This window comes from Enterobacter sp. KB-280D8 (genome assembly GCF_041399405.1).
GTDB classification, from domain to species: domain Bacteria; phylum Pseudomonadota; class Gammaproteobacteria; order Enterobacterales; family Enterobacteriaceae; genus Enterobacter; species Enterobacter cloacae_N.
The window spans coordinates 901571-914567 of the sequence record NZ_JBGKEC010000001.1 but is presented as its reverse complement, the minus strand read 5'-3'; the positions used below and the strand labels follow the sequence as shown (position 1 = coordinate 914567).

11 protein-coding genes are annotated in these 12997 nt (G+C 58.2%); 7 read left to right on the top strand and 4 right to left on the bottom strand.

The features are described 5' to 3' along the window. Window positions 1–9: 9 nt before the first annotated feature. Complete coding sequence (locus AB8818_RS04335) at window positions 10–1197, top strand: MFS transporter (RefSeq protein WP_116339302.1); 1188 nt, start codon at window positions 10–12, stop codon at window positions 1195–1197. 41 nt (window positions 1198–1238) lie between these two features. On the opposite strand, the gene gap is transcribed toward AB8818_RS04335, so the two are convergent. Together gap and AB8818_RS04325 are read right to left on the bottom strand one after the other, a co-directional pair. Further along, window positions 1239–2249 carry a type I glyceraldehyde-3-phosphate dehydrogenase gene (gene gap / locus AB8818_RS04330; protein WP_166711514.1) on the bottom strand — a complete coding sequence of 337 codons (1011 nt, stop codon included), beginning with the start codon at window positions 2247–2249 and terminating at the stop codon, window positions 1239–1241. A 78-nt stretch (window positions 2250–2327) separates the two neighbouring features. Then, window positions 2328–3308, bottom strand: coding sequence for a GlxA family transcriptional regulator (locus AB8818_RS04325; RefSeq protein ID WP_116339306.1), 981 nt, complete (start codon window positions 3306–3308; stop codon window positions 2328–2330). A 149-nt stretch (window positions 3309–3457) separates the two neighbouring features. Here AB8818_RS04325 and AB8818_RS04320 point away from each other — a divergent pair, with 149 nt between their 5' ends. Further along, window positions 3458–4429: a fatty acid desaturase gene (locus tag AB8818_RS04320; protein WP_192984506.1), complete on the top strand. Its 972-nt coding sequence runs from the start codon at window positions 3458–3460 to the stop codon at window positions 4427–4429. Then, on the top strand, window positions 4422–5180 hold the full coding sequence (locus tag AB8818_RS04315; protein ID WP_192984504.1) for a phosphate/phosphite/phosphonate ABC transporter substrate-binding protein: 759 nt from the start codon (window positions 4422–4424) through the stop codon (window positions 5178–5180). The genes AB8818_RS04320 and AB8818_RS04315 overlap by 8 nt, the downstream gene beginning before the upstream one ends. On the opposite strand, the gene AB8818_RS04310 is transcribed toward AB8818_RS04315, so the two are convergent. Next, a complete protein-coding gene (locus tag AB8818_RS04310) occupies window positions 5159–6055 on the bottom strand; it encodes a LysR family transcriptional regulator (RefSeq protein WP_192984502.1) in 897 nt (298 codons plus the stop codon). The genes AB8818_RS04315 and AB8818_RS04310 overlap by 22 nt on opposite strands. 23 nt (window positions 6056–6078) lie before the next feature. Next, window positions 6079–8367, bottom strand: coding sequence for an FdhF/YdeP family oxidoreductase (locus AB8818_RS04305; RefSeq protein ID WP_163329909.1), 2289 nt, complete (start codon window positions 8365–8367; stop codon window positions 6079–6081). A gap of 979 nt (window positions 8368–9346) precedes the next feature. Here AB8818_RS04305 and AB8818_RS04300 point away from each other — a divergent pair. The 4 genes from AB8818_RS04300 to AB8818_RS04285 are packed head-to-tail and all read left to right on the top strand — an operon-like array spanning window position 9347 to window position 12996. Continuing rightward, a complete protein-coding gene (locus tag AB8818_RS04300) occupies window positions 9347–9841 on the top strand; it encodes an SH3 domain-containing protein (RefSeq protein WP_163329910.1) in 495 nt (164 codons plus the stop codon). A 23-nt stretch (window positions 9842–9864) separates the two neighbouring features. Then, entirely contained in the window at window positions 9865–10368 is a 504-nt protein-coding gene (tssJ, locus tag AB8818_RS04295; protein ID WP_116339318.1) for a type VI secretion system lipoprotein TssJ, read from the top strand. A gap of 28 nt (window positions 10369–10396) precedes the next feature. Then, the gene (gene tssK, locus AB8818_RS04290; RefSeq protein WP_116339320.1) at window positions 10397–11740 is read left to right on the top strand and encodes a type VI secretion system baseplate subunit TssK; all 1344 of its coding nucleotides are present in this window, start codon (window positions 10397–10399) and stop codon (window positions 11738–11740) included. Between the two features lie 17 nt (window positions 11741–11757). Then, complete coding sequence (locus AB8818_RS04285; protein WP_166711502.1) at window positions 11758–12996, top strand: DotU family type VI secretion system protein; 1239 nt, start codon at window positions 11758–11760, stop codon at window positions 12994–12996. The last annotated feature ends 1 nt before the right edge of the window (window position 12997 follow it).

Here is a 12997-nt window from a genome sequence, read left to right as displayed (position 1 = left end):
GAATAACAGATGAATTCATGTGTCGCGGCGAGAGAGGCCGTTGCGCCTGCCAGACCCGCCTGGCGGGCCGTCTATTCACTGGGGCTGGGCGTGTTTGGTTTGATAACGGCAGAGTTCCTGCCGGCCAGTTTGCTGACGCCGATGGCCGCGAGCCTTGGCGTCAGTGAGGGCATGGCCGGGCAGGCCGTCACCGCCACCGCGCTGGTGGCGCTGGTCACCGGCCTGTTGATCGCCCCGGCGACCAAAAATATCGACCGCCGCTGGGTATTGATGTTTTTCTCCGTGCTGCAAATCATCTCCAGCCTGCTGGTGGCCTTTGCGCCCACGCTGCACGTCCTTCTGATGGGGCGCCTGCTGTTAGGGGTCGCCATCGGTGGGTTCTGGGCGATGTCGACGGCCACGACGATGCGTCTGGTTCCGGCGGATAAGGTGCCGAAAGCGCTGGCGGTGATCTTCTCCAGCGTGTCGATTGCCACCGTGGTTGCGGCCCCGCTGGGGAGCTATCTGGGCAGCCTGATTGGCTGGCGCAACGTCTTTGTGCTCTGCATTCTGCCGAGCATGCTGGCGCTGCTGTGGCAGATCTGGGTACTGCCGTCCATGAAGCCGGAGAGCAGCGGTAGCCTGAGCACGTTGTTCCGCGTGCTGCGTCGTCCGGGGATGATCGGCGGCATGCTGGCCACTATTCTGATCTTCAGCGGCCATTTCGCCTTCTTTACCTACCTGCGCCCGTTCCTGGAAACGGTGGGGCAGGCGAACGTTGAGACCATTTCACTGATCCTGCTGGGCTTTGGGCTGGCGAACTTTGTCGGTACTTCCGTTGCCGGGCACCTGCTGGCACGTAATCTGCGCCTGACGCTGGCGCTGGTGCCGTTCGCCATGGGCATACTGGCGCTGGCGATGGTAGCGTTTGGCCATCTGGCGATGCTGGACGGGTTCCTGGTGGCGCTGTGGGGCTTTGCGTTTGGTCTGGTTCCGGTAGGCTGGTCAACCTGGCTTGCTACCACCGTTCCGGATGAAGCCGAAAGTGCAGGAGGGCTGCTGGTGGCCTCAATTCAGCTGGCAATCAGTGCCGGTGCGGCCGTGGGCGGGGCGGTATTTGACCTTAACGGTGCCAGCGGAGTATTCGCCGGAAGCGGGTTGCTGCTGGTGACGGCGATGGTGGTTGTGTTGATGGGCGTGAAGGTCAAAGCGGAGTAATTTATTTGCCGGGTGAGCGCTTGCGCCACCCGGCCCCAGGTTTACAGCCCTTTCTTATCCATCCACACCGCCAGATCCACCAGGCGGTTAGAGAAGCCCCACTCGTTGTCATACCACGCCAGGATCTTCACCATGTTCCCGCCAATTACCAGCGTGGAAAGCCCGTCGATAATGGAGGAGCGCGGGTCGCCCTGATAGTCGCTGGAGACCAGCGGTTCATCGCTATAGCCCAGAATGTCTTTCAGCGGCCCGCTGGCTGCCGCGTTACGGAACGCGTCATTCACCTCTTCGGCGGTTACGTTCCGGCTGAGCGTTACCGTAAGATCCACAATCGACACCACCGGAACCGGCACGCGCAGAGAGTACCCGGTGAGTTTGCCGTCCAGTGAGGGAATAACTTTGCCCAGCGCTTTCGCCGCGCCGCTGGAGTAAGGCACAATCGACAGCGCCGCCGCGCGTGCGCCGCGCAGATCTTTCTCCGGCTGGTCGTGCAGCGCCTGGCTGTTGGTGTAGGCGTGTGTCGTGTTCATCAGACCATGCTCAATCCCGAACTGCTGATGCAGCACCTGAGCCGCCGGTGCCAGGCCGTTCGTGGTGCAGCTCCCGTTACTGACGACCACATGCTGAGCCGGGTCGTAGCGATCGTGGTTCACCCCCATCACAACCGTCAGATCGTCATTCTTGCCGGGCGCGGAGATGATGACGCGCTTTGCACCACCGTGCGTGACGTGCACCGCCGCTTTTTCCCGCTCGGTAAAGAAGCCGGTGGCCTCTATCACCACGTCAACGCCGACATCGCGCCACGGGATATTTGCCGGATCGCGCTCGCTAAACACCGTGATCCGCTGACCGTCCACCTGCAGCGCGCCGTCAGCCGCTTCCACGGGCGCGGGCAGTTTGCCCAGAAGGGAATCATGTTTCAGCAGATGGGCGAGGGTTTTACTGTCCGTCAGATCGTTAATGGCCACAATCTGAAGAGCCGGGTTACCCAGCGCCGCGCGCAGGAAATTACGTCCGATACGGCCGAAACCGTTAATACCGACCTTAACCATGGTGCACTCCTTATCTCTGTTGTCTGGAGTCACTGTAGGCGTCGGGCCGGTTGGCGTAAATGACAAAAAAGGATCAGATTACGCCATCTTGCGGCAGTGGAATCGCTGGCGGTACTCGCCGGGCGTGAGGTGAAGCTGCTTCTCAAAGATGCGGCGCAAATTAATGCTGGTGCCAAACCCGCTTTGCTCGGCAACGCGATCAAGGGGATCATGGGTCTGCTCAAGCAGCTGCCGGGCGGCAGCCAGGCGCGCTTCGGTCACGTAGCGGGCAGGCGAGACGCCCGCGTCGCGGGTAAATACCCGGGTAAAATTGCGCGGGCTCATCGCCACCTTTTCGGCCAGATTTTCCACGCACAGGTCGGCGGTGAGGTTCTGCAGGATCCAGGTTTGCAGCTCGCTTATGGGCCCCGATGTGCCAGGCTGCTGCAGGCTATAGCGGCTAAACTGCAGCTGTCCGCCGGGACGTCGCAGGTACATCACCATATCCTGCGCCACGTCGCGGGCGAGGGTGAAACCGTAGTCGTCCTCCACCAGCGCGAGGGTCAGATCGAACCCGGAACTGACGCCGCCGGAGGTCCAGATGGGACCATCCTGAATGTACAGCGGGCCCCCTTCGACATGGATAGACGGATACCGGGCTTGCATTGTCTCCAGCAGCCGCCAGTGGGTGGTGGCGCGACGACCGTCCAGAAGGCCGGTCTGGGCCAGCAGCATCGCGCCGCCGCAGATAGAGGCTACCCGCCGGGCATGCGGCGCAGCGAGATGCAACCAGTCCACCACCGCCGTGCTTTCCTGCTCGTTCATCCCGCGTCCGGTGATGATAATGGTGTCCAGCGGTTCGCGCGGATCCAGCTCCGGCAGACGATAGTCCGCCAGCAGGTTCAGACCGGACTGGCCGTGGATCACCTGGTGAGGCTGCGTGGTGGCGATGATAATACGGTAGCGGGGCCGGGAAAGCCCTTCCGGATGCAGCCGGTTGGCCTGCATCAGAATGTCGGCGATACCGGCGGCTTCAAACAGCATGCCGCCGTCGGGAACGATAATTAAAATTTTCTTCATGTCCTGAAAAGTACCTTTACCACAAAATAAGTCAAGCGGCGCTTGCCCCCCACATTTCTGGCAAAGCAAAGCGATTTAAGTTCTTTGTTATTTCAGGCGTTATCCCCGATCGTCAGGGCACTGTCTCTGGCGAAACGGCGTCTGAAGGAATGAGTCAACGAAGCTCCCTCTATTTACATCCGCAACAACGCGAACAAATCCGCCATCTCGCATCGGGTTTTATATGGCGAAGCGAACTGCCCACGTGGCTGTTGATCGTCACTATTTATGCCGGCTGGTTTGCCACGCTGGCGTTCTGGCAAACGCTGGGCCTGCTGCCCGCCACGCTGCTGCTCATCGGGTTTACCGCCTGGTACATGTCGCTGCAGCATGAGCTGATCCACGGACATCCCACCCGTTTCGCCTGGCTTAACCAGCTGCTTGGCACGCTCCCGCTGGCGGTCTGGTATCCGTACGGCCTGTACCGGGATTCCCATCTTGCGCATCATCGGCACCATAGCCTGACCGATCCGGTGGATGACCCGGAGTCGTACTATTTTACCGACGAGAGCTGGGCACGTTTTTCGCCGTGGCAGAAACGCGCGATCCGCGCCCGGAATACCTTTTTCGGGCGGCTGGCACTGGCGCCGCTTCTGGATATCCTTCAGACGCTGGGCAGCGCCGTGACGGCGTTTCGTCATTGCCAGCCGCGGGCAATGGCGATGTGGCTGGTTCACGCTCTGCTGCTGGCGGCGCTTTTCGCGTGGATGGCGCATCACGGCTTTTCACCCGTCTGGTTTGTGCTGGCGGTAAGCTATCCGGCGCTGGCGCTGACCAAGGTCCGGTCGTTTTACGAACATCGGGCGGCGGACGATCCGCTCGCGCGCTCGGTCATTAACGAGGCCGGGCTGTTCTGGCGGGTGCTGTTTTTGAATCTCAACTACCATTCCATTCACCACGATTTACCGGGCGTTCCCTGGTACGGGTTACCGACGATCTACCGGCAAAATCGGGAGGCGTACCGGCAGCGTAACCACGGCTTTGTGGTCAGGGGCTACGGTGACTGGCTACGCCAGTTCTGGACCCGGCCTGTGGAGGTCACCGTTCATCCCGGAAAACAACAGGAGGAGAGGTATGAGTAACCTGCTGGCGCTTCCCATGTACGCCGTGGATCGCGCCGACACCCGCGCGCTCTGGCTGGCGGTTCAGCGTCTGCTGGCCGCACGGGATGTGCCCGTCGATCCTGTTCCCGGCTGGCCGGAGTCTGACCTGCTGACCCACTGGCGGCATCCTGAGCTTATCCTCAGCCAGACGTGCGGCTACCCGCTGGTAACGCAGCTCCCGGACGTGCAGGTGGTCGGCTGTTTTCACTACACCGCGGAGGGCTGCGAAGGGAGCCTGTACCGCAGCTTCCTGGTGACGCGCGAGGCTGATAGGCATCTCACGCTGGCGGATTTTCGCGGACGTCGGGCGGTCTGTAATTCGGTAGACTCGCAGTCCGGCTATAACGCACTGCGAAAAAAGGTGGCTCCCCTGATCGTTGACGGGCCATTTTTCTCACAAACGTCATTCAGCGGCAGTCACCGTCAGTCCCTGATTGACGTCCAGCACGGAAAGAGCGATATCGCCGCCATCGACTGCGTGACCTGGGCGCTGCTGGAACGTCATGAGCCGGAACGGCTTGCGGGGCTGGCGGCGATCGACCGTACCCCGCTTACGCCTGGGCTGCCATTAATCACGTCGCAACGCACGTCCCCCGAAACACTCAGTGCCATTCGCGATGCGCTACGCGAGCTGGTGAGCGCGCCGGAATACCGGGAGGTTTGTGTCGCGGTTCTGATCGGCGGTTTTAGCGTGGTGACGCGGCAGGCTTACGCCGCATTGACCGCGTGAAAAATCGCCTGGGCGTCGGTAAAACAGCGCAGCGCCAGCGAGGAGACGGGCTTCTGCCTGCGCATAATCAGGCCGACGGGGGCCTCAACGTTCGCATCGGCGATGGGGACGATCCTGAAATTGTTGTTCAGTTCCTCAAGCCCGTTGTTCAGCGGCATCACGGCGCAGCACACGCCGCTCTGAACCGCCTGAATGATCTGGTATGTTGAATCACTCTCGAAAACGGACCTGGGTTCGATGCCGGCTGATTTAAAGCTGGCCTCCATATGCGCCCGGTAGTGCATCCCTTTGGTCAGGAACCCCAGCGGAAAATCCGTCAGATCGCGCCAGGTGAGCGGTGTCTGGTCCAACTGGAAATGGCGGGTGTCGTGCAGCAGGCCCATCTTCGTTTTAGGTAGCTGGATAATATCAAACAGGCTGGTGTCGATGCTGTTGAGATAGCAAATCCCCAGTTCCAGCTGGTTGCGGCTGACGCCGTCCGCAATCTGCGCCGAAGACATAGAATAGAGGCTGTAGGTCAGCTCCGGGTACTTTTGCGTCAGCTGGCGGATAAAGATCATCGGATCCACGCTCGCCAACGGCACCATCCCCAGACGTAATTCCCCCACCACCTGACCTTTGCACAGCGCGGCTTCCGCCTGCAATCCGTCGTGCGCGGCGAGCAGCGCGCGCGCCCACGCCAGAATACGTTCACCCTCCGGTGTAAACCCTTCAAAGCGCTGTCCGCGCACAATCAGCACCAGCCCGAGCTCCTCTTCCAGGCTGCGGATGCGCATGGAGAGGGTCGGCTGGGTGATATTGCATCGCGAGGCCGCTTTACCAAAATGGCGGGTTTCGTCGAGCGCGAGTAAATATTTTAACTGTTTTATGTCCATCACTCTTCTCTGCGCGTGAAGCCTTACAGCATGCGGATCTCTTTCGAGCGCAGGGTAATGCGAACCGGAACCGATTTATACGACGGCGTGCCGCTGTCCTTATCGAGATAATCGAGCGGCACCAGCACGTTGGCCTCCGGGTAATAGGCCCCGACGGAGCCCTGGGCGATGTTGTACGCCACCACGGTAATATCCTCCAGACGCTGAGCGCTGCCGGGCAGGGCGGTTTCAATATCCACGCGATCGCCGTGTTCCAGCCCCGACTGCGCCATATCCTCTTCGTTCATAAACAGCACGTCGCGGCGCCCAAACACGCCGCGGTAGCGGTCGTCCAGGGCGTAAATGGTGGTGTTGTACTGATCGTGGCTGCGCAGCGTAATCAGGCGCAGAACATGCTCGCCTTCGCCGCTGGCGTTCTCGTGTACGCCGTCGAATACCGAAAACATCGCTTTGCCCGTCGCGGTCGGCCAGATACGCTGCGTCGGCGGCAGCGGCATGCGGAAGCCGCCGGGAACGCGGATCCGCGCATTGTAGTTCTCGAAGCCCGGGATGGTCTGCTCAATCAGATCGCGGATGCGGTCGTAATCCTCGACCAGCGTCGTCCAGTCTACACGGGTATCCGACAGCGTGGCTTTCGCAAGGCCTGCCACGATGGCGGGCTCCGAGCGGAGTAACGGCGAGGCGGGTTTTAGCTTGCCGGAGGAGGCGTGCACCATCGACATGGAGTCTTCAACGGTAATGGACTGACGGCCGGTGGCCTGCATATCCAGCTCGGTGCGGCCGAGGCACGGGAAAATAAAGGTCTCTTTGCCCACCAGCAGATGGGTACGGTTGAGCTTGGTCCCAACCTGCACGCTCAAATCCAGGTTACCCATCGCCGGAAAACCCCGTTCGTGATCGGGCATCGCAACGGCAAAGTTACCGCCGAGGCAAATGAGCGCTTTTGCGCGACCGTCGATCATGGCCTGCGTCGCCTGCACCGCATCATGCCCGTGACGGGAAGGGGGCTCAAAGCCAAACACCTCTTTCAAACGCGTCAGGAAGGCGGGGGTGGGCTTCTCGCTAATCCCGACGGTGCGGTTCCCCTGAACGTTTGAGTGGCCGCGCAGGGGGCAGATCCCCGCGCCGGGCTTGCCGATATTCCCGCGCAGGAGCAGCACGTCAGCAATCAGGCGGACGTTGGCCGTGCCTTTATTGTGCTGGGTAATCCCCATTCCATAAGTAATGATGGTGGCGTTTGATTTTGCATAGGCCTCGGCCACCTTTTTGAGCGCTGCCTGGCTGAGCCCGGACTCGCGCTCGATGTCATCCCAGCGGGTCTGCGTGATATCGGCAGCAAAGTCGTCAAGGCCCTGGGTGTGTTCTGCTATAAAGGCACGATCGAGCACGTTACCGCGTTCGGCCTCCATTTCAAGAAGATGTTTAGCAATACCTTTCAGCGCGGCAGCATCGCCCCCGGCCTTCACCTGGAAGTAGGTTGAGGCGATATCCGTAGAGCTATAGGTTGCCATTTCAATCACGCTTTGCGGATCCGCAAAACGTTCGAGGGCGCGCTCGCGAAGCGGGTTGAAGACGATAATCGGCACGTTGCGACGAGCCAGCTCATGAAGGGTCCCCATCATTCGCGGATGGTTCGTGCCGGGGTTATGGCCGATGGAGATCACCAGCTCGGTCTTGTCGAAGTCGTCCAGCGAGACGGTACCTTTCCCAATACCGATGGAGCGCGGCAAGCCGACGCTGGTGGCCTCGTGACACATATTCGAACAGTCCGGGAAGTTATTGGTGCCGTACTCCCGGGCGAACAGCTGGAACAGATACGCCGCTTCGTTGGAGGCACGTCCGGAGGTATAGAACTCGACCTGGTCCGGTTCGAGCCCGCGCAAGATTTCCCCGATACGTTGAAACGCCTCGTCCCAGTCGACGGGCCGGAAGGTATCGCTAGTCCGGTCATAGCGCAGGGGATGCGTCAGACGCCCGTAACCCTCCAGCTCAAAGTCCGATTTTGCCAGCAGCGAGGAGACGCTGTTTTCCGCCAGAAACGCGGGCGTCACGCGCTTGCTGGTCGCTTCCCATGTCACCGCCTTGGCGCCGTTTTCACAGAACTGGAACGTTGATTTGTGTTCTTTATCGGGCCACGCGCAGCCCGGGCAGTCAAAACCGTCAGGCTGGTTGGTGCGCAGCAGCGTAGCGGGGGCTTCAAAGGTATCCATTTGAGTCCGTACCGCAATGGCCGTCGCTTTTAACGCGCCCCAGCCGCCGGCAGGACCATCATAGTGTCTGATACCGGGAACTGAGCGTCTTTTCGTGTTCATACATACTCCTGACGTGTTTGGTCGCGCAACGGCTGGGTAATAAGCAAAAACAATGACTGGCATGAAGAGGAACCCATACGATCGAGTTATAGCTCTTGCCTGTAATCATATTTATAACAATGGGTTAAAGCGGTTTATGTGTAACTATTTAAAGAAATTATAACGAAATTTTATCATTTTAATAATAAATTATATCTATCATGTGTTCAGTCTGAGCGATGGCGGTAGCGGGGCGATTATGTAGTCAGGGTGAAATTTCAAATGAAGGTTGCGTGGTTTGCAGCAAAGCGAATCCGAACAGAAAAGGGAATGCTTCACAATTTCATCGAGGGAAACATCATAAATGGTGTAGCAACGCTTAATTGTTATAATATCCAGGTGATAATAACGGGGAAAAAGTAGTGGCTAAAAGAGAAACTTATTTTGAAGTGCAAAATTAACTTTTTTCAACCCTGCTGAATAAGCTTCATATATTCATCTTACCCCTTCCAGTAATAAATGTTACATGGCTAATGCAACAAATAATTCATACTGGATATATTTTCTTCACCTCACAAAAAGCCAAATTCTACTAGTTATGGTAGTAGCAATAATAGAGTGACTGCGGTAATGAAAGTAATTCTTTTTTGTGGTTAATCTTTAAATATCAATTGGATAACTTGTTGTCTGGCAGGTGAAATAGAGGGTCGCGCTTAAATCATATTTTTTTCTCAGATTAATCCTATAATCATTCATGTGCTTCTTTAAGCACCACTTGTCAGGCAGGAAATATTGAATTGCAGGCAAGCTCATGTAAACTTGTTTACCGTTTGTCAAAATATGTCAGGAAGACGCTGGGCCTTATTCTGAAGGGCTCGTGCGGTAGCTATGCCTTAAAATTAGTAACACCCCGAAATTATCCTGACTATTTTAACAATAGCACCTAAGTCAAATTTCATCCCCTTATCTCCATCATCAAAATATCGCTACGGAAAAGCATATGAAAATGCGCGTACTGTTTTCACTTCTGTTTGTAATGGCGGTGGCGGGCTGTAAAGCGCCACAGAAACCGGCAATCACCGACGACACGATTGTGACCAGCCAGGTCAACGGCGTCACCCTGACTCACCGTCACGCCGTGGTGCCGCCAACGGAATTCACCCCGCTTAACGAGCCTTATCGCGCTATGTACCCGGCCTCCCTGATGAGCCGTCCTGATTTTGGCGGAAAGGTTATCCGTACGCTGGATACCGGCAAAACTTATGTGGTGCTGGGGCAGGTTGAACACTACTGGATGGCGCTCGCCGATGAGGGGAACGACCAACTGATTGGCTACGTCCCGATGCGTGCCGTTATCAAAGCCGACCAGTACGAAGCGACCGTTCGTAAACAGGCCATTCGTCCTAAGGCGCGTAAAAAGGCGACCTGCGTCGATGTGGATGGCAACAGCAAAGCCTGCAAAGACAGCGCTAACGGTACCTGGATCCTGAACTAAACGGCTTTCGTGGGCGTATTTTTATGAATAATAAAAAGTTTCATCGGCTGTGGTTAGTCTTTTACGCGGCGTTTTTCGCCCTTGTCAGTGGTTGTACGTCGTCTTCACACAGCGACCCTTCCCGCTACAATCTGCAGTTTCAGGCTCATCCACAAATCAATGATTCTGCGCCACTTAAAGTCCGGGTGCTGTTGTTGAAATCCGATGCGGATTTCATGTCCAGCGACTTCTATTCCCTGCAGAACAACGCGTCAGCAACGCTTGGCGCGAATCTGCTGAACAGCGATGTTTTCTTCCTGATGCCGGGACAGCTGTCCAAAACCCTCAGCGGTCAGAGCGATCCCGAGGCGCGCTATATCGGCGTGATGGCGGAATATCAGAAGCTGGACGGTAAAAAATGGCGCGTTTCACTCCCGCTGCCTGTGCCAGGCGAAAATCATATCTACCAGTTCTGGAAATGGTCCGCGGATGAACTCCAGGCCAACGTTTTTCTCGACGTAAACGGCATTCGGGTCATCAGCCAGTAACGCGCTTCACAACAGGAAACACATCATCATGACCAAAGCAGAAAAGGTCGTCTGGACCGAAGGCATGTTCCTGCGTCCACACCATTTTCAGCGGACTGAAAGTTATCTGCTCAACCATGTTCGTGAGTGGGGTGCGCTGCAGCGTTCTTATCTCTGGGGCTTTCTCGACGTAGAGCTGGACGAAGCAATGCTTCGCCAGGGCTGCATTGCCCTGAGCTACTGCAGCGGGTTACTGCCGGACGGCACCTTTTTCCAGGTGCGCAACGGACGCAACGGTCCCGCGCCGCTAAAAATTCCTGACAACCTCACCAACGAAAAGGTGGTGCTTGCGCTGCCGGTTCGTCGTGGCGAGCGGGAAGAGGTGATCTTCAGCGAAGAGCCGGCCTCGCTGGCGCGCTTCGTCGCGTTTGAGCAGGAGGTGGAAGACGATAACGCCATGTCGGTAGGGGATGCTACCGTACAGTTTGGCCGCCTGCGTCTGACCCTGATGCTGGAAAAAGACCTCACGGCAGAATGGACCGCCATCGGCGTGGCGTTTGTGACTGAAAAACGCAACGACAACCACGTGCGGCTCGATAACAGCTACATCCCGCCGATGCTGAACGCCAACAACAGCCCGCAGATCTACAGCATGATTAACGATCTGCACGGTTTGCTGGTGCAGCGCAGCCAGCAGATTGGCGGCCGCCTGCGCCAGCCTGGCCGCTTTAACACCTCTGAACTGATTGAATTTACGCTGCTGTCGCTGGTGAACCGTCATCTGGGCGAGGTTTCACATTTGAAAACGCTGCCGCTGCTGCACCCGGAAACGCTCTGGCGCAGCTGGCTGCCGTTTGCCACCGAGCTCGCCACCTGGACGTCGCAGCGTACAACCGAGAGCGTGCTGCCGATTTACGATCACGACGATCTGGCGAACTGCTTCAGCAAGCTGATGCTGATGCTGCGTCAGGGGCTGTCGCTGGTAATGGAAGACCACGCGATTCAGCTGCCGCTTAACGAGCGCTCCCATGGCCTGAACATTGCCACGGTGCCTGAAACCAGCATGGTGCGTGAGTTTGGCTTCGTGCTGGCGGTAAAAGCCAACGTGCCGGGCGAACACCTGCAGACTCATTTCCCGGCGCAGATGAAGGTCGCACCGGTCTCGAAAATTCGCGATCTGGTTCAGCTACAGCTGCCGGGCATTATGCTGCGCGCCATGCCGGTCGCGCCACCGCAGATCCCGTGGCATGCCGGCTACAGCTACTTTGAGCTGGAGAAGGGCAGCGAGCTGTGGCACGAGATGGATAAGTCCGGCGCATTCGCCCTGCACCTTGCAGGGGAGTTCCCGGGGCTGGATATGGAGTTTTGGGCCATCCGTAGCCCGACAGAATAATAAAGCGAGCGCTTAATATGCAGGAACGACAGGATAGCGGCAGTGATGCCGCGTTTACCGGAGCCAGTAGCAACAATCAGCTGGTGGCGGCCGCCAATCCGCTGCTCAACGCGATTCCGCAGATCCGTCATTCGGTATCACATGACGATCAGGTGGCGTTACGCCAGCGCCTGATCGATGAGATTCGCCGTTTTGAAGTCCGCTGCCAGCAGGCGGGGCTGCCCTACGAAGTGATCGTCGGGGCGCGCTACTGCCTGTGTACGGCGCTGGACGAGGCCGCCGCGCTTACCCCCTGGGGCAGCAGCGGCGTCTGGTCCAGCAATGGCCTGCTGGTGACGTTCCATAACGAAACCTGGGGCGGGGAGAAGTTCTTCCAGCTGCTGGCGCGCCTGTCGCAGAACCCGCGCGAGCATATTCTGCTGCTGGAGATGATCAACTACTGTCTGCTGCTGGGCTTCGAGGGGCGCTACCGGGTACTGGACAATGGCCGTACCCAGCTTGAAACCATCAAGCAGCGGCTGTGGCAGATGATCCGCGGCGTGCGCGGTAGCTATCCGCCGCCGCTTTCTCCTCATCCGGAAGATCGTCCGGTGCTGCGCAAGCTGTGGCGGCCGATGGTTCCCCTGTGGGCCTGCGTGGCGCTGGCCGGGTTTATCGCCTGCCTGTTTTATATCGTGCTTAACTGGCGTCTTGGCGACAGCACCAACCCGGTGCTGGCGAAGATTTACCAGTCCCAGCTGCCGGAAACCACCATCCAGCAGCCGGCGCGTCAGCTGCCCGCTGTGCTGAACCTGCGCGGCTTCCTGAAGCCTGAAATTGAGGCGGGCCTGGTGGCGGTGAAAGACGAAGCGGATCGCAGCGTCGTGATCCTGAAGGGCGACGGGCTGTTTGCCTCCGCCTCTACCGTCGTGCGCGACCGCTATGAACCGGTCATCAACCGCATTGCGCAGGCGATGAATAACGTCAGCGGCAAAATTCTGGTGGTGGGCTACAGCGATAACGTGCCGATCCGCAGCGCACGCTTTGCCTCTAACTACGAGCTCTCACTGGAACGCGCGCGCTCCGTACAGAAAATGCTGCAGGGAAGCCTCTCTCAGCCTGGCCGCGTGAAGGCGGAAGGGCGGGGCGAGATTAACCCGGTGGCGCCGAACACGACCCCGGAAAACCGCGCCCGTAACCGCCGTGTGGAAATTACTCTGCTGGTGTCGCCTGAAAACACTCAGGCCGAGCTGAACGGATTGCCGCAAGGAAACTAAG